The sequence below is a fragment of the Algoriphagus sediminis genome (genome assembly GCF_030403435.1).
Taxonomy (GTDB): Bacteria; Bacteroidota; Bacteroidia; order Cytophagales; family Cyclobacteriaceae; genus Algoriphagus; species Algoriphagus sediminis.
The window spans coordinates 540,842-557,545 of sequence record NZ_JAUEPH010000001.1; the positions used below are offsets into that span (position 1 = coordinate 540,842).

The window sequence follows — 16,704 nt, forward strand, 5'->3', positions numbered from 1 at the left end:
TTTTATTCGCTTAAAACAACCGGCTTGCCGGTTTCCTTTGAAATCGGAAGTGGAGCATTCGTTTCAATAAGCCAATTTTTAAGTAGAGACCAAAGCTCATCCCGAATCTCCATTTCGGCATTACTTTGATTTTTGCCTTCTGAAATATCCTCTTTCAAATTATAAAGTTCCTTTTCTCCACTTTCAAAAAAGTAAATTAGTTTCCAATCTCCTTTTCTTATTGCTGCTGAGGGTATTCCCAACTGATTCGAGAAATGTGGATAGTGCCAAAACAAAGCCCTATCTGATGGTTCATTGCTTCCGTTAATAATGGGTAAAAGGCTTTGTCCATCTTCATAAATCTCTCCATTTTCAATCAAATCTCGGATGGTGGCAAAGTAGTCCGAATTGGTGAAGTAATCTTCAATAATTCTTCCGGGTTCAAATTTTCCCTTCCAATAAATAATCGCCGGAACCCGAACTCCTCCTTCAAAATTATGTCCTTTCCATGCCCGTAGCGGTTCCAGGTTAGTAGGTATTGGCCCGAGTTCTGGTAAACCCACTCCACCGTTATCTGAGGTAAAAATAACCAGGGTATTTTCCAGCATACCACGACTTTCCAAACTTTGCACCAATGCCCCCACCCCATCATCTACACTTTCTATCATGGCGGCATAGCTCGGGTTATACTTCCCATTAAACTCTTCATACTTCCATAAGTATTTCCCAAGCTTATCACTTCTCGGAATCAATAATACATGAGGAGCAGAATAGCTCATAAAGAGAAAAAACGGCTTATCATCTTTCTGCTTTTCTAAAAATTCCTGACCATAATCAGTCAATCTATCCGTGAGATAATAGGTACCGTCGTCCTCAAACAGCTTTTCAAATCCGTCCTCGGCAATTGAATAATTATAGTAATCCAGACCATTTTTCGATATCATTCTTGAAAAGTCAAATCCTTGCTCCCATGGATTCTGTCCCTCCTTGTTTCCAAGGTGCCATTTGCCCACAAATCCAGTCTGATACCCCTGATCACTGAGGTATTCGGCCAAGGTCACATATGCTCCATCCAGACCTAAAGTCCAGTTTTCCGGTGGGTCTATCGATGAATTTTCATCAGTCCTTTTTCCAACAAGAAAGTTGGTCAAGCCTACTCGGGCCGGGTGAATTCCGGTAAGCAAAGCGACCCTAGAAGGGGAACATACCGGGCTTGCCGTATATGCTTCAGTAAAGCGGACTCCACCTTGAGCAAGACTATCGATATTTGGGGTTTCATTAAATAGATTGCCATACGAACCTAAATCCGTGTAACCCAAATCATCGGTGAGAATGAATAAGATATTGGGTTTTTCCTGAGCTTTTGCAGGAAAGAAGTTCAGGTTAAAAGCAATTAATAATGGAAGATAAACGGCTTTCAAGGCAGTCATGGTCCTAAACAAGTACACAATTGGACGATTATTTCAATTTAGTATTACCTAAAGTAAATTTTTATGAGAATCTAAACTTTGAATTTATAAGAAAAAAATATGCGCCTACCAGAATTCTTTATTTGGTGAACCGAAAATCACTTTAAAAGTCATTATTATCCCAAATACCCCCTTAAGGATCAATAATTTGGCTAGATTTAATAATATGCACAAGAATAAGTCAGACAAAATCAAAACAGATTCCTGGGTTCCAAAATATGTACAGTTAGCAAACGCCATTATGGAGGATTTGCGCCTGGGAAAGTTAAAGGTTGGTGATCGAATCCCCTCTATCAATGAGATGAGCTTTGATCTGCTTCTTTCCAGAGATACCGTGGAGAAAGCATATAAAGAACTTCGGGATCAAGGAATTCTTACCTCTGTACGGGGAAAAGGATATTATATTACTTCCTTTGATCAAGCGGAGAAAACACGAGTTCTTTTGCTCTTTAATAAACTTAGCTCCTACAAAAAGATCATTTACTACTCTATCGTGGATACTCTTGGGAAAGAGGCTATGGTAGATATTCAGATTCATCATTATAATCGTGATCTTTTCCAAAATTTACTCACGAAGAATCTAAGTGAGTATGATTATTTTGTGGTAGCTCCTCACTTTTTTGATGATGCTGGAAACCCGGAAACTGCATATGATTTAATGCAGAAAATTCCGGCTGAGAAACTATTTATAATTGATAAACCAGTAAAAGGGCACGAAAAGGAATTTCCTGGAGTATTCCAGGATTTTTCCAAAGACATTTTTGAGGCACTGGAATCTGGCCAGGAGTATCTAAAGAAATACAAGCGGCTGGTCTTGGTCTTCCCCAAGGGTCTTCTTTATCCTTTTGACATTGTAAATGGCTTTAAGAAATTTTGTTTGTTACACGAATACAACAATGTGATCGTAGATGGAATTGATGAAGAGCCCGTCTACGAGGGGGATTTGTACTTGGTTCTGGCAGAAACCGACCTAGCCAACCTTGTTAAAAAATCAAGAGTCCAAAATCTACCCTTGGGAGAAAAGGTCGGGATCATTTCGTACAATGACACTCCACTAAAAGAAATCCTTGCTGAAGGGATAACCACTGTCTCAACTGATTTTGTAAAAATGGGAGAAACGATCGCAAAGCAAATTCTCAATAAAGAATATAGGGCTCCAGTTAAAAACCCATTTAATCTAATTCTCAGAAAATCCATTTAATTATTCATATGAAAAAACTTCTATTCTCCCTGATTGGATACCTTATCACTGTTACGGTCTTTGCACAAAGTGAAAGGCCCAACATCATCTTTATCCTTTCCGATGATCATCGATATGACTTTATGGGATTCACAGGTGCTGTGGAAGGGTTAGAAACTCCGAACCTGGATCGTATGGCACAAAATGGAGCCTACTTCCCTAATGCCTTTGTCACCACAGCCCTTTGTTCACCAAGTAGAGCATCTATCCTAACTGGGCAATATGCTCATAAACACACAATTGTAGATAATTCCGCTCCGGTACCAGAAGGCACCAAGTTTTTTCCTGAAATTTTACAGAAAAATGGCTACCAAACAGCATTCTTGGGTAAGTGGCACATGGGAGATGCAGATGATAATCCCAGAGCTGGATTTGACTATTGGTTGAGTTTTAGAGGCCAGGGAGTTTATAACAATCCTACTTTCAATATCAATGGAGAGCAGGTAAAACAGCCTGAAGGGAGTTATACTTCTGATCTTTTAACAGATTATGCCATCGAATGGCTTGACGAGAGAGATGAGGAAAAACCTTTTTTCGTTTATTTATCACATAAAGCTGTTCATGCTGAGTTCACTCCGGCTGAAAGGCATCGAGGAGTCCATGAAAACACACCTGTGGTCACTCCCCCGAGCATGTATCTCACTGCGACGAAGGATAGTCCATATTTCTCAGATCGAGAAATGCCCATCACCAGCCCGGTAAACTACCAAGACATCCCTGAGTGGGTAAGGAAACAAAGGTATTCCTGGCATGGCGTGGATCATATGTACCATGGAGCCATTCCATTTGATGAGTTTTATAAACTGTATTTGGAAACTTTGCTTGGTATCGATGAAAGTGTGGGAAGAGTTTTGGACTGGGTAGAGGAAAATGGTCTTACCGAAAGCACCATGATTATTTACATGGGTGACAATGGATTCAGTTTTGGTGAACATGGGCTGATCGATAAGCGCCATGCATACGAGGAGTCCATGAAAGTTCCTTTTCTGGCTCAGTATCCTAAAATGATTCAGCCGGGATCTACCAATGATAACATTGTAATGAATATTGACCTGGCTCCTACTTTCTTGGAATTAGCGGGTCTGGCAGGATCGAAGCCGGGTATTCAAGGGCAATCTTTATTCCCAATTCTGAATGATCCTGAGAATCAATGGAGAGATAAGGTATTTTACGAGTATTATTGGGAAATGGCCTATCCCTCCACACCTACGATTTTTGCGGTGCGTACAGATCGATATAAATATATTTTCAATCACGGAGTTTGGGATATAAATGAGCTTTACGACCTTAAGAATGACCCCTATGAAATGAATAATCTTATTCGTTCAGAAGCTCATCAGGAAATCGCAAAGCGGCTTAGAGATGATGTTTTTACCTGGCTTGAAAACACAGGTGGAGAGCAAATTCCTCTTAAGAGAATCAGTTATCCAAAAAGGGATCATATTTATCAAAGAACTTATTAATCAACAATTTTTTAAGAGTCATTTTATAAAATCAAATTCCAAATTATGGACACCCCTTATTCAAACTGGTTTCATACCTACAGCTCACAAGACGATTTTTTATCCGATGGCAAAGCCATTACGAACCAATTCGTCAGCGACTTTCATTCCATCCTTCCAACCACGGCATTTGACGTGAGCGTGATCATTAATACCACGCCGGCATTGGTGTTTTTTGACCCTTCTACAAAGACCGTCAATCTGCCTTTTTGGGATCAGCTAAAGGATCCTGCTATAGGTTTCTTCAACAAAATGGCAGGGTCTGCTGAAGAAGGAAAAAGACTTTTTGGACTCTTCTTCAATGGCTTCTATTTACCACATGAGCTTGGACATGGAGTTCAGTATTTTGTAAAAGGTGACACCAAGGGTTCCTATGCAAACGAACTCTTTGCAAATCAAATAGGAATGCAATGGTGGAGAAAGCATGGTGAGCAGGATGACCTTGCCCAGTGTTATGAGTTTGCTAAGCACATCATGAGCATTCTCCCTGACCCAGTACCTAAAGGTGAGACGGTTCAGGAGTACTTTAATAAAAATTACGATAAGGTGTCATCTGATCCTTACATTTATGGATTCTTACAGTTTGGACAGTTTATCCAAGTTCACGATGACGGCAGTTTGCCCGATTACGACACCCTTTTAAAAAACTATGCATCAGGCAAATAAAGCTCTAAATCATTGAATTCTAAGACTTTTTTATCCTCGGCTATTAACTGTTTGACCATTCATATAAACCATTGAAACCTCTAGGCCACAATTCAGGTTACAAATTGAAATTTCAACCTTAAAATGATAAAAATGTACAAATCGATTTTAGCTTTTGCCTTGATGCTTTCTAGCACCTGGGCTTTCGCCCAAATGGAAGCTCCCGCACCTAGCCCAGCTTCTACAGTTTCCCAGGTAGTTGGATTTACAAAAATCTCCATGGATTACTCCTCTCCTGCTGTAAAAGGCCGAACCATCTTCGGAGACCTCATTCCTTATGGAGTGACTTGGAGAGCAGGTGCGAATGCAGCCACAAAGATTACTTTCAGCACGGCTGTAACTATCGGTGGAAAAAACATTCCTGCCGGAACTTACTCAATCCACATTACCCCAATGGAATCTGATGATTGGGTGGTTCATTTCAATCCCAAAGGCGTATATGTATATGCCTATATGAAAGATGGGGAAATCGACGAAGAAGCCCTTGCCGCAGATGACATCGTTGCAGTTAAGGTAAGCCCAATGATGGCTGACGAAAGTATGGAGCGATTAACTTATTGGATCTCTGCTAATGACAACAAAGTAGCAAAGGTGTATATGGGTTGGGATAAAGCTAGATTATCCTTCGATGTAGATACGCAGGTAGATGCAAAGATGGAAGCAATGAAAGCTGCTTTTAACTAAGCCTAGTATTTTCTAAATTTTGATAGTCATCTCGAATTTTCGGGATGACTTTTCTTTTGCATCAAGGGTATTCATAAATTCGTAAAAGATCAAAAATGACTCCAAAGCTTCCTAAAAGAATTCAAACCCCAAGGGAGGAAAAGTTTAATGCTTTGAGTCATGGAATCGGTTTAGCACTTGCATTAATTTTTTCTCCATTTCTTCTTTCGCGTGCTTTTGAAATTGGAGATTTTGATCTGAATCTGGCGGTTATTTCTTTTTGTCTGGGAATGATCCTGGTTTATTCAAGCTCCACTTTTTATCACCTAGCAAAAGAGCGAAGGCTTAAACTTAAACTTCAGAAAGCGGATCATATTTCCATCTTTTTCCTAATTGCTGGATCCTACTCTCCAATGGTTTTGGCTATTTTAACACGGGAAAAGGCGCTGCTTTTTCTTGGAATTTTATGGGTCTTGGTTGCTCTGGGAACGTTTTTTAAACTTTTCTTTACTGGAAGATTTCGTTTTTTTTCTGTTGCACTTTATCTCGGAATGGGCTGGATGTCGGTAGTCATTTTCGAGTCCATGTGGGAGCAATTAGATGGAAGTATCATTTTTTGGATAGCTCTTGGCGGGTTATTCTATACACTTGGGGTTATTTTCTATGTGCAAAGTAAGAAACTTTATTACCACGCCATTTGGCATCTTTTTGTATTAGGAGGAACTGCATCCCATTTTGTGGCTATTTGGAATGTTCTTCAAAATCCTGAACTCTTTCTTTGAAATAATTTACTTTAGAACTTTAAAAATAAGCGTATAAAGTTTTTCCAATTCTGGTTCCAGGTTTTGATGGATCACCCCGCCTGTAACTGTTCCCAGATTCATTGCTATAAAAACATATGCATTAAAATTCGGGAAATAATAAAGGTTTGCACCCGAACCAATACCTCCACCACTATGACCCCAAGCTTCCTGACCGGCAAATTCAGTGTAATCGAGGCCAAGACCATAAGCTGGATAGCCATCTTCATACTCAGCCCAGTCTTTCATTTTTTCCAGACTTTCACTAGATAAAAGCTTTAGCTCAATCAGTCCTTCCAAAAACCTTAAACCATTCTCTGGACTAAGTACAATACCATCATCCCCAATCATCTTCTTTACGTTGTTCTTCTGTAATTCAGTTGCATCCTCTAAAATGCCATTCCCATACCTATCCCAGTACGACTTTGGTAAATTTGGCTCATCTAAATACTCTATTGACTCCCTGTAGTAAGATGTCTCCATCCCGAGGGGAGAAAAAATTTGCTCCCGAATATACCTCGCATGATCACCAGTGATCTCGTCGAGGAGAAGCGCGAGGACTACATAACCTGAATTTCGGTAGCTATACCTTGACCCGGGCTCGAAGTCGGGAGATTTATCTTCAAGCATTTGGATATAATCCTCCGGATGGAAGGCATAATCTTTCACTTGAAGAAGTAAGGTAATATACTCTGGAAGGTAATTGTATTCTGGAATACCTGAGGTGTGATTTAACATCATTTTGACGGTCATTTTTTCGGAATCTTCAATCCAGTCAGTAATCCTTGCTGGAAGATATTTTTCGATACTTACATCAAGATCAATCCTGCCTTCCTCAGCTAATTTTAAGATGGCTACCCCCACAAAAGTTTTAGAAATACTTTGTACGTATTGTACATGATCGGTAGTCATGGGATGTTGATTAGGAATATCCGAATAACCTTCCGCAAAAAACTGTGACTCACCGTTTTTCCGGATTCCGATAACCATTCCTGGAACTCCCTTTGAGGTCATTAATCTCATCTGTGTTTTTACCTCGGCCCAGTCCTCGGATTGACTTTGGCCCATCGCCAAAGCTGAAATAAGTAAAGAAAATGCGGTAAGCCAGTTTCTGATCAGTCTTTCCATGATTTGAAATGATTTCTGGTTCCAAACTGCATAAGGGTCTCAGGTGACCATGGGATATCCGGATTAAGCCCCTTGACTAATATAAACTGATAATTTAAGAATGGGGAGGTGTAAAAATTTTCTCGATAAGGATGTACCCCAACACCCACCCCCATTGGGATAACGAGCATTCCTTTTCCTTTTCTTCCACGACTTTGCCATCCCTCTGGTCCAGGACTAAAAGACTCACTGGGACGATAAGCAATTTTATACCCTATACCGGCTTTCACTTCTCCGAAAAAAGGATTACCTAAATAGGGCCTATAGGCAGTCTGAGTAATGAAATAAAGCCCATTTCCCATGGTTTTATTCCCGGACCACCAAATGGAAAATTCTTGCACCCAATTATGTCCACTGCTATGGCTAACTTCTGTTCCAATTCCAATTCCGAAGTTCTGAAAATTAAAACTTGGCTTCTTAAAAGCCATAGCAAAGTTTTGAAACTGTATGCTTAAAGTAAGTGGGAAATTACGATAATCCTTCACTGTCTCCTGCGCCTTCAATTCATAGACTAGGAGCACCGAGATTAGCGATAAAATCAATTTAGATCTCATCTTATATTTTGGTCTGTTTTCGAACACAAGATTCTTTTCGAAAATGGATAAAATAATCCTATTACACCGAATTTTGGACGAAACAACCCAAATACCAGGATGAAATGTCAGGGCTTTGGCCGAAACCATCTCTTAAATGATGGAGCTTTGGCTCGACTAACCCCCAATTCACTTTGATTTATTGAGGCTGACACCTTTATTTCCAGTTTACCGTTCTCCTTACTTTCAAACCCAAGAATCACTTTCCGCGAAAGTATTCTCTTTCGGTTTATCCTGAAAAAATCGACTTTGCTTAGCCTACTTTCCCAATAGTCTAGGCTTTGATCTAGCAGAAATTTTTCCCCGCTCGTGGTAAGTAATTCTACATAACCAGAATCTGAACCAAAGGCAATTATCTCATCGGTAGAGAATAATTTCTTTTGTTTCCCTACACTGACCATAATCCTTTCTAAACTTTCAGATGGCTCGTTAGATTTTTTCAATTGTTGGAAGAGAAGGAGTCCAATATAAATGCCATTTATAACGAAAAACCAAATTAGAATTATAAGAACATCCAGGGTGTAAAAGGAGATGACAGCTGGTTTCCCGTAAACCAGCAGACTCAATAATTCTGTAGTAAAAATTATAAAAGCCAGTCCACAAACGCTGGTCAAAGTCACCTGGATAACGGTCCTTTTTAAAGGGGTTACCATAAAGGGAATTTTGGTGTCAAGCCAGATGATTATAGTCCTTACCAGCCACCAGGCAATAAAACCCTGGGCTGTATCCACAGAATACCTAACCAAGGTGAATAGGTCAAAAGCAATGTAAGAGTAGGTCAGGAAATAATTGAATGCACTAATCAATGGAATCAAAATCAGAAAAATTTTGATGTCCGGTGCATAAGATATTTGATGATTTTCCTTAGTCACTGGAAGGCTTTTTACAAAAGTAAATGGTTTCAAATCACAAATAGGGCAAATGCCTTATGTTTTAAAAAATCGACCTTCTTTAGCTTAGAATTTCATAATTAAACCTTAGAACAATGAAATTTTTCAAAGCTAACATTTGGGTACTTATCCTGTTTGGAACGGCCCTATTTTCCTCATGTGATTCTGACGATGATCCTCAGCCAGACCAACAAACTCAATCGAGCCCAACACCAGAGGTACCTGGTGATGCTGATGCCGTACTCGCGGCAATCGAAATTATAGCCGCTTTGCCCGCTGGCACACCACAAGTACCAGGGGTTTCTGGATTATCATTTGATGTGGCCTCTGCCAATTTCTTCTCTTCTGGAATAGGCTCCAGCAGAGTAAATGTTGGAATAGTAGGTCTAAATGGAAATGACCTACAGAATATCAGTGGAAACTCTTACATCTCGAATCCCCAAACTGTGGATAATGGAATAAACGTAGGTCAATCCAATACCTGGGAAATTGCTGGAAATAATGGCTTTGATGCTTTCTCGCATACCACTTCGAAAGTAATGCCGCAGCAGGTTCGTTTTGCCGGGAGTGTGGGTGATACATTTAGCACGGGTGGAGAAATCACCCTTTCTGTTCAATCTGTACCTTCAAATGCGGACAACATCCTATGGCTCATAAGTGATGGAAATAGAGTAATCACAAAAGAATCAAAAACCACTTCCGTAACCTTCTCAGCTTCTGAAGTAGGGACATTAAGTTCAACCTCTAATGGTCTGGTTCAAGCAGCTGCTTTCAATATTGAAAGTCAGACCTATGGTGGAAAAAAGATCTATTTCATTAATGAAACTGTGGATTCAAAACTGGTGACCTTAAACTAAAAACAGTTCAATTATTTAGATAAGGGTGATTTTTTCAGCTTTTCAAAACCGGAGGACCTTGTGGTCCTCCGGATTTTTTCAATAAAAAAGCCCAGGTGATTTTACCCAGGCTGTAATTTGAGATTAAGCTAAAATCAATACTTTTCAACCCATTCCACACCTGTATCCTTCCAGGCCCTTTCATTTGCTGAATTAATTACCGCTTCGCAAACTTTCTGCGTTTCAAAGGCATCTCTGAAGGTGGGGTGACAAGACTCTCCCGTTTCAAGGCTGTGAAAGAAATCAGCGACCTGATGAATAAAGGAATGTTCATAACCAATTGAAGTTCCCGGAATCCACCATCGATCCATGTAAGGATGATCTCCATCAGTAACGTGGATAGATCTCCATCCCCGAACCTGACCTTCATCATCATGATCGAAATACTCCAATCGTGTAAGATCATGTAAATCCCATCGTATGGAGGCATGCTCTCCATTTATTTCGAAAGTATAAAGCGCCTTGTGGCCCCTAGCGTAACGAGTGGCTTCAAAAAGTCCTAAAGAGCCATTATCGAAATGACACTGGAAGGTACATGCGTCATCGATACCCACTGCCTGCTTCTCTCCGGTTTTCTGATGAACTCTTTCCTTAATAAAGGTTTCAGTCATAGCCGACACATCCTTAATTCCCCCATTGATCCACATGGCTGTATCGATGCAATGAGCCAATAAATCTCCTGTAACTCCAGATCCGGCAGCAGCCACATCTAATCTCCATAATGCGTCCCCACCTTGTGGTAATTCAGGGTTTATGGTCCAGTCCTGAAGGAAGTTCGCACGGTAATGGAAAATTTTTCCCAGCTTTCCTGAAGCTACGATCTGCTTCGCCAAAGTCACAGCCGGAATTCTTCTGTAATTGTACCAAACAGTATTCTTTACCCCGGCTTTCTCCACCGCATCGAGCATGCCTTTGGCCTCTTCCACTGTTCTGGCTAAGGGCTTTTCGCAAAGAATCATCTTTCCAGCCTCTGCCGCCGCAATAGCTATTTCGGCATGCATGTCATTTGGGGTGCAGATATCCACCGCATCTATGTCATCCCTGGCGATAATTTTTTTCCAGTCCGTTTCAAAAGATTCGTACCCCCAATCTTTCATGAATGCTTCGGCCTTCTCTGCACGTCTGGAGCAGCAGGCCTGAAGAATAGGTCTGTATTCATACTCCGGCCAAAAATCAGCAAGTCTTTTGTAACCGTTTGTGTGAATCCTCCCCATCAAGCCGGTTCCAATCATTCCAATTCGGATATATTTCTTGTCTTTCATTTTTTATCTATTTCTAATTCTAAATTCAATGAGATTACTAAGTGGTTCTAAAAATGATTTTCCTATGACCAGCCGTGAGCTTCACGAACCTTGATCATAGCGGCCAGAATATCATTCCAGGTCTGCTGATTTTCCATCACCGAATTCGGGAACATACAGCCATCCCAGCAAATATGTTTGAAAGCTTTAGTCAAAACTCCATTTTCATCTCGAAGCCAATATCCCGCGTCATGAGCTATATCCAATACTCCATTGGGATCGGTAGCTTGGCAGTGTCTGCCGGTTTTATCATGAGAACCAGAACCAAACACGCTTCCATCATTTTGGGCCACATGAAAATCAATGGTCCAGGGTCTGAGAGCGTCAGTCACTTCTTTTAAACCGGCCTTCACGACTTCATGATCCTTGATATCTGCACCTTCGGGCAAAACTCTATGCTCAGGCGCATTATATCCCAATGTGTAAAGGAATGTATGAGACATATCTGCCTGAAAACCAATATTTGGTCTATTCACTTTCTGCAGAGTTTCCACCATATATTTCCAACTGTGCATGGCACCCCAGCAAATTTCTCCCTCAGCTGCAAGCTTTTCGCCAAAATCGGCTGCCACATCACATGCTCTTTGGAAAGTTTCTACAATCTGAGCAGTATTCCCATCCGGATCCTTCGCCCAGTCTTCCACTCCTGCAGCGGAGTCAATTCTTACAACTCCATAATCTCTGACTCCCAGTTTTTTTAGCTTTTGTCCAAACTCACAGGACTTCCTCACCATTTCCACAAATGTGTCTTTTTGCTCCTGTGTCCCCATCGCTGATCCTGCCCAGATAGGCGCGACAAGGGAACCAACCTTGAGATTATGTTTTGACACTTTTTCGGCAAGCTTATCTGCGGCATCAGGATCATTCAGGTCGAAATGAGGTTCTAATAAACCAACATCAATTCCATCAAATTTCACTCCGTCAACTTCAGCAGCCGCTGTCATTTCAAGAAGGGAATCAAAGGGAATCACAGGTTCTGAATCTGGTCCTTTCCCAACCAATCCTGGCCAGGTAGCATTATGTAATTTTGGGTAATTGTTCATGGTTACTTTTGGTTATAAGTTTTAAGTTCTTGGTTTATTCAACCACTTTCAGATCGGGATTATCGGGTCCAAAATGCTTCAGCATCACTATAGGGTCAGTCTTAGACGTATTGGTGATTTTCACACCGGCTTTGGCTGCAGCCTCAGAAACAAAATACTCATCATGGGTGAGCTGACCAAAGCGGATCAGGGATGGAGTTTCAATATCCCACACTCCCATGGTTCCATGCCCTTGCATCATAATCATTCCGTATGCAGCTGCATCCTTTATAATTACTGTTTCACCAGGATAGACCGTAAGTTCCTTAGCAGAATAATCATGAGAGCGATAACAGATCCAGGCATCGTGATATCCTTTTGAATGCATTTCATCTTCATCTTCCACAGGCAATGGCTCCATATAATGCCTATCCATAAGGTTAGGATTCACATTCAGGTCCCAATCAATCATCTCTAGCAATAGATCATAATCACCGATTCTATCTTTTGGGGTAGCATTCCAGAGCAATTCATCAGGAATAATTGCTTCATTAACCAGAGACTGATACATCGCAAAAATATCAGAGGCCTTTTGGGGTTCATAGGTGCAAAGGGAGCCTGGAGCATGAAGCATCCCTGGTGGCACGTCCCAACCTGTCCCGGGTTGGAGCCTAAATGCCTGAGAATAATTTGTGATTTTATTATCTCCCTTGTCGAAGTCCTTCAAGCATTGAAGAATGGTCTCCTTACTTGTACCTGGTGCTATTCCAAAAAAGGTGTAAGGGAAATCCCCGCCATGGTTATTTACCTGAGGAGGGAAATAATAAGCTTCAGGTTTTCCATTTTGGCCGGTGAGTTTGCCGAATTCATCACTCGGGTGAATATGATGAGGTAATGGCCCCATGTTGTCAAAAAACTTAGAGTACATGGGCCATGATTTATGCTTGTCCCAAAGTCGTGAACCAATAATTTGAGAACCCAACTCATCTATGGCATCTCTTAGCAAGAATAATTCAGTCACCCCATTCTCCTGATATGCCACATGACTTAAACCCTCGTTTTCGCTGGTTAATGGGCCATTTTGTGCAGGAGTGGTGGAAGAAAACCATCGTTCATCGATACCTCCACGATTACCACCTAATGCATAGTAATCATCCGGGTGAAGTTTAATGCGTCGACCTGGTACACAGAAAGATCGAGGTACCCAGGTAGGTGTGAGTCGGAGTATTCCCTCTCCTTGTTCTAATGCTTTTTTCGCTAGGCTCATTTTGTATTGGTTATGGGTTGTTTATTGTCAGTTTTAGGTAAAATCTGTTACACTTTGTCCTGTAAGGACAGAAAGCTTAAGATCAAAATCTCTTACTTCTCCAGGTTTTAGCTCAATCAGTGTCCCCTCTTCCTTAGCTTGCTTTTGACCAATTGGTGGGTTTGTGGCAGGTTCCAGTGCAGTGACGTAATCATTCTTTCCCAAGTGCTGCCAATGAATCAGCCAAGGCAATTGCTCTCTGGAAAACTCAATTTTCAAGGCCAGATTCTCCTCATCGTTTGCAAAACCGCAAATCACCTGTCTTTTCTCTGGCTGTATAAATGAAACGTCTTCTCCAAATCCTGAATGCTCTTGTAATGGTGCTGGGATTACTTTGAAATTATGTTCTTTATTAAAATCGGAGAGCTGATCGTCTGATTCGCGAGGTATCCTTTCACCTTTCCAAATGACTCGTGTTCCTTCGTCAATAATTGGCCAACCGCAATTGATATGGTAAAGAAGCATCAAAGGAGTCGAGGTATTTCCACAATTTCGAACTGAATCAGAAATCCTAATCTCTGCTGATCCGAGTACTCCAGAAATCGTCCTTTTCAATTCGAGGTTGGGACCAAAAATACTGGTTTCCTTTACGACCCCGACCATCTCAAAACTCAGATCTCCTGAGTGAATATCGGGCTGCTTGATGCATAGCAGCTCAACCGGAATATTCGAGTAACGACCATGTAAACCATGTGAAACTCCATCCACCTCGTTTGGGCCACCCATGGAAGATAGTCCACAGGTGGTGAGGAGTCCACCACCAAAGGTTCTTAGCCAATTTATTCCCTGATTAGAAAAAGGCTGAGGTCTAGTTATTCCCAAGTGAGAAATATAGGCAAGGCTCTTTTCTCCAAAAAAGGCGTCCAAAATATCCATCCCTCGATCCAGGACAACCTTATATCTTAAACCTGTGCCCGTGTTAATCCAAGCAATCCGGACGCCCTTGCCGGCTCCATTATCCAAAATGGAGGTTTCAATACCACCCATTTGTTGATGGTTAGAAAGTTTGCCTTTCCAGCTTTTCTGATCTTCGATGTTCATTCTGGGTTTTACAAAAAATCAAACTAATGAAAAGTCGATTCTAGACTATCCTGTGGTATCAGGATAATCCGAAATCTTATAAAAGAAATTTATAAAAAATCGATACAAATGGCATACCTCCGGTAAAAAATGCATGGAGGAGATATTTTAGGTTTAGGTTTTTAACTCAAAAACCTTTCTCTTCCCAATGCCTTTTAACTCCAACTCTCCGACAGAAACCAACTCAAAATTGCTCTCAATCTTAGTTTTAAATTCCTCGCTACAATAGATTTTCGTGGATTCACCATGAGCTTCGAGTCTGGAAGCCACATTTACTGTCTCACCCCATAAGTCGTATGCAAACTTACTATTGCCAATAACCCCTGCCACTACAGGGCCACAATGAATTCCCATTCGAAAGCGAACATCAATTGCTTTTTCAAAGCTCAATTTTGATAAACTATGGTTGGCTTCGATAGCAAAGCTGGCCATTCTTGTGGCGTGATCTTCTAAAGGAATCGGCAACCCCGATACACACATATATGCATCTCCAATGGTTTTAATTTTCTCTAAGCCATGCTTTTCTGCCAGTTTATCAAATTCTGAAAAGACATCATTCAATAGATTGATCAGGTCATCCGGTTTCATCTTTTTTGAAAGAGAAGTAAAACCTACTATATCAGAAAAGAACACACTGACATCATCAAATTGATCAGCAATTTTAGACTCACCTTTTTTAAGTCTCTCAGCAATGGATTCAGGTAAAATATTTAATAAAAGGGCTTCACTTTTTTGACGTTCCTTTTGGATGGTTTCTTTATCTCTTTCTACGATTTTTGACTTTTCAACCAGCTCTTTCGTTCGTTCGACCACCTTTTTCTCCAACTCGATATTCTGCTTTTCTAGCACCTCTTTCAGAGCCCGCTCCTTTTCTTGTTTGAGTTCTGCCTGCCTGATTTTACCCAAGGCCAACTCTTTTTTAATTCGATTCATTCGATCTCCTAAACCGAGGGCGAAGAGTAAGCTTTGCGCAGCAAACATCATCTGAAAGGAATACCGTGTGACGAATACATTCGGTAGCAATTCAAAGCGCTGCATGGTGAATAGGTAATAACCTATATAGGAAAGAACACTTGCAATAAGGAAGAAAAATGCTGGCCGATATTTCTGCCTATAAGCTATGATGGCAATCACAAATGGGAAGGCGACAACAAGTAACCCACAGACCAAAAGAATGCTGTTGGCTAACTCTATCTTGTAAAAAAGGCCTACTACCGTGGTTCCAGTTATGACCGCATATAGTATTTTCAAAAGGTTATTTATACGCGGCGCATATTTCTTAGCAATCAGGTATACTTGGCTAAACCAGATATAACTCATCAAGGATATTCCGGCAATAACAAAAGGAGCATACTTCGCTAAAAAGGGTAAATCTGGAAGAATTAACTCACGCAAATAACCCGTAATAGAAAGATGATAAAAAGTTTGGGTGACCATGAAAACAGTATAGACCAAATACATGGAATCCCTGTACATGAAGTAGATGAAGAGATTATAGATGATCATAGCCACCATTACCCCAAGAAAAATTCCATGGAAATAACGGCCTTTCTCTATTCGAGACTCAAAAATTTCTGCGGGCTCAACTCTTAAGTTTTCCAGACTCCTGAAACTTCTAGAATAAAATGATGAACAAACCATTTTTAGGTAAACCACCCCAGAAGGCGGTATTTCGAACACTAAAGCTGGTCTTTCCCCATATTTTAATTTTCGATCTTTCATCTTTACATCCTCCCCACTGAAATCGGCGAGCACGTATCCACTTCCTAAATCATGGTAAAGGAATAGGGAATCGATGTGTCGGATTGCAAATACAAACTCTTGACCCTGAAGGCCTGGATCAAGTTTTAATTCCACCCATACCGTTTTGATTTTACTATCAATTTCTAGCCCCTCGATTTCTTGAAAAGGTATTCCATCTTGAGCCACTATGTCGGTAAGATCCATATTATCATCAGGATCAACTAAAACATTGGCTTCAAGAATATACCTCTCTTCCTCGACCTGCTGCTTACAAGACAGCAGAGAAGCACTCAAAATAAATCCGAAGAAAATGGTAGCAATTAAACGCAGATGAGTCTTCACTTGCTG

General features: G+C 40.8%; 15 protein-coding genes. 6 read left to right on the forward strand and 9 right to left on the reverse strand.

Annotated elements, in window-relative coordinates:
• Nucleotides 1-2 precede the first annotated feature (2 nt).
• Nucleotides 3-1,409 carry a sulfatase gene (locus tag QVH07_RS02315; protein ID WP_289998516.1) on the reverse strand — a complete coding sequence of 469 codons (1,407 nt, stop codon included), beginning with the start codon at nucleotides 1,407-1,409 and terminating at the stop codon, nucleotides 3-5.
• 205 nt (nucleotides 1,410-1,614) lie between these two features.
• Here QVH07_RS02315 and QVH07_RS02320 point away from each other — a divergent pair, with 205 nt between their 5' ends.
• The 5 genes from QVH07_RS02320 to trhA all read left to right on the forward strand — a co-directional run bounded on the left by QVH07_RS02320 (nucleotide 1,615) and on the right by trhA (nucleotide 6,340).
• Complete coding sequence (locus tag QVH07_RS02320; RefSeq protein WP_289998517.1) at nucleotides 1,615-2,649, forward strand: GntR family transcriptional regulator; 1,035 nt, start codon at nucleotides 1,615-1,617, stop codon at nucleotides 2,647-2,649.
• An 8-nt stretch (nucleotides 2,650-2,657) separates the two neighbouring features.
• Entirely contained in the window at nucleotides 2,658-4,151 is a 1,494-nt protein-coding gene (locus QVH07_RS02325; protein WP_289998518.1) for a sulfatase family protein, read from the forward strand.
• Nucleotides 4,152-4,196: 45 nt separating this feature from the next.
• Nucleotides 4,197-4,856: a hypothetical protein gene (locus tag QVH07_RS02330; protein WP_289998519.1), complete on the forward strand. Its 660-nt coding sequence runs from the start codon at nucleotides 4,197-4,199 to the stop codon at nucleotides 4,854-4,856.
• Between the two features lie 132 nt (nucleotides 4,857-4,988).
• Nucleotides 4,989-5,579, forward strand: coding sequence for a DUF2911 domain-containing protein (locus tag QVH07_RS02335; protein ID WP_289998520.1), 591 nt, complete (start codon nucleotides 4,989-4,991; stop codon nucleotides 5,577-5,579).
• A 95-nt stretch (nucleotides 5,580-5,674) separates the two neighbouring features.
• Nucleotides 5,675-6,340: a PAQR family membrane homeostasis protein TrhA gene (trhA, locus tag QVH07_RS02340; RefSeq protein ID WP_289998521.1), complete on the forward strand. Its 666-nt coding sequence runs from the start codon at nucleotides 5,675-5,677 to the stop codon at nucleotides 6,338-6,340.
• A gap of 6 nt (nucleotides 6,341-6,346) precedes the next feature.
• Here trhA and QVH07_RS02345 read toward each other — a convergent pair whose 3' ends face one another.
• From QVH07_RS02345 to QVH07_RS02355, 3 genes are all read right to left on the reverse strand, one after another.
• Nucleotides 6,347-7,486: a serine hydrolase domain-containing protein gene (locus tag QVH07_RS02345; RefSeq protein ID WP_289998522.1), complete on the reverse strand. Its 1,140-nt coding sequence runs from the start codon at nucleotides 7,484-7,486 to the stop codon at nucleotides 6,347-6,349.
• The gene (locus tag QVH07_RS02350) at nucleotides 7,474-8,079 is read right to left on the reverse strand and encodes a hypothetical protein (RefSeq protein ID WP_289998523.1); all 606 of its coding nucleotides are present in this window, start codon (nucleotides 8,077-8,079) and stop codon (nucleotides 7,474-7,476) included. Before QVH07_RS02350 ends, QVH07_RS02345 begins: the two co-directional genes overlap by 13 nt.
• Nucleotides 8,080-8,186: 107 nt before the next feature.
• Nucleotides 8,187-8,990, reverse strand: a complete 804-nt coding sequence (locus tag QVH07_RS02355) for a LytR/AlgR family response regulator transcription factor (protein ID WP_289998524.1) — start codon at nucleotides 8,988-8,990, stop codon at nucleotides 8,187-8,189.
• Between the two features lie 113 nt (nucleotides 8,991-9,103).
• Between QVH07_RS02355 and QVH07_RS02360 the strand changes: the two genes are divergently transcribed.
• Nucleotides 9,104-9,865: a hypothetical protein gene (locus QVH07_RS02360; RefSeq protein WP_289998525.1), complete on the forward strand. Its 762-nt coding sequence runs from the start codon at nucleotides 9,104-9,106 to the stop codon at nucleotides 9,863-9,865.
• A 134-nt stretch (nucleotides 9,866-9,999) separates the two neighbouring features.
• Here the strand turns inward: QVH07_RS02360 and QVH07_RS02365 are convergent, their stop codons facing one another.
• From QVH07_RS02365 to QVH07_RS02385, 5 genes are all read right to left on the reverse strand, one after another.
• Nucleotides 10,000-11,166 (reverse strand): Gfo/Idh/MocA family protein, encoded by a 1,167-nt coding sequence (locus QVH07_RS02365; RefSeq protein ID WP_289998526.1) that lies wholly within the window; start codon nucleotides 11,164-11,166, stop codon nucleotides 10,000-10,002.
• A 62-nt stretch (nucleotides 11,167-11,228) separates the two neighbouring features.
• Entirely contained in the window at nucleotides 11,229-12,248 is a 1,020-nt protein-coding gene (locus tag QVH07_RS02370) for a sugar phosphate isomerase/epimerase family protein (protein WP_289998527.1), read from the reverse strand.
• Nucleotides 12,249-12,282: 34 nt separating this feature from the next.
• Nucleotides 12,283-13,494, reverse strand: a complete 1,212-nt coding sequence (locus tag QVH07_RS02375; protein ID WP_289998528.1) for a class I mannose-6-phosphate isomerase — start codon at nucleotides 13,492-13,494, stop codon at nucleotides 12,283-12,285.
• A gap of 33 nt (nucleotides 13,495-13,527) precedes the next feature.
• Nucleotides 13,528-14,574: an aldose 1-epimerase family protein gene (locus tag QVH07_RS02380; RefSeq protein ID WP_289998529.1), complete on the reverse strand. Its 1,047-nt coding sequence runs from the start codon at nucleotides 14,572-14,574 to the stop codon at nucleotides 13,528-13,530.
• 153 nt (nucleotides 14,575-14,727) lie between these two features.
• Nucleotides 14,728-16,698, reverse strand: a complete 1,971-nt coding sequence (locus QVH07_RS02385; protein WP_289998530.1) for an adenylate/guanylate cyclase domain-containing protein — start codon at nucleotides 16,696-16,698, stop codon at nucleotides 14,728-14,730.
• Nucleotides 16,699-16,704 lie beyond the last annotated feature (6 nt).

Excerpts from the sequence above, each read along its gene's own strand:
- QVH07_RS02320 (WP_289998517.1), top strand. The coding sequence starts at position 1,615 with ATGCACAAGAATAAGTCAGACAAAATCAAAACAGATTCCTGGGTTCCA.
- trhA (WP_289998521.1), top strand. The coding sequence starts at position 5,675 with ATGACTCCAAAGCTTCCTAAAAGAATTCAAACCCCAAGGGAGGAAAAG.
- QVH07_RS02375 (WP_289998528.1), bottom strand. The coding sequence starts at position 13,494 with ATGAGCCTAGCGAAAAAAGCATTAGAACAAGGAGAGGGAATACTCCGA.
- QVH07_RS02330 (WP_289998519.1), top strand. The coding sequence starts at position 4,197 with ATGGACACCCCTTATTCAAACTGGTTTCATACCTACAGCTCACAAGAC.
- QVH07_RS02350 (WP_289998523.1), bottom strand. The coding sequence starts at position 8,079 with ATGAGATCTAAATTGATTTTATCGCTAATCTCGGTGCTCCTAGTCTAT.
- QVH07_RS02345 (WP_289998522.1), bottom strand. The coding sequence starts at position 7,486 with ATGGAAAGACTGATCAGAAACTGGCTTACCGCATTTTCTTTACTTATT.
- QVH07_RS02325 (WP_289998518.1), top strand. The coding sequence starts at position 2,658 with ATGAAAAAACTTCTATTCTCCCTGATTGGATACCTTATCACTGTTACG.
- QVH07_RS02335 (WP_289998520.1), top strand. The coding sequence starts at position 4,989 with ATGTACAAATCGATTTTAGCTTTTGCCTTGATGCTTTCTAGCACCTGG.
- QVH07_RS02360 (WP_289998525.1), top strand. The coding sequence starts at position 9,104 with ATGAAATTTTTCAAAGCTAACATTTGGGTACTTATCCTGTTTGGAACG.
- QVH07_RS02365 (WP_289998526.1), bottom strand. The coding sequence starts at position 11,166 with ATGAAAGACAAGAAATATATCCGAATTGGAATGATTGGAACCGGCTTG.
- QVH07_RS02380 (WP_289998529.1), bottom strand. The coding sequence starts at position 14,574 with ATGAACATCGAAGATCAGAAAAGCTGGAAAGGCAAACTTTCTAACCAT.
- QVH07_RS02315 (WP_289998516.1), bottom strand. The coding sequence starts at position 1,409 with ATGACTGCCTTGAAAGCCGTTTATCTTCCATTATTAATTGCTTTTAAC.
- QVH07_RS02370 (WP_289998527.1), bottom strand. The coding sequence starts at position 12,248 with ATGAACAATTACCCAAAATTACATAATGCTACCTGGCCAGGATTGGTT.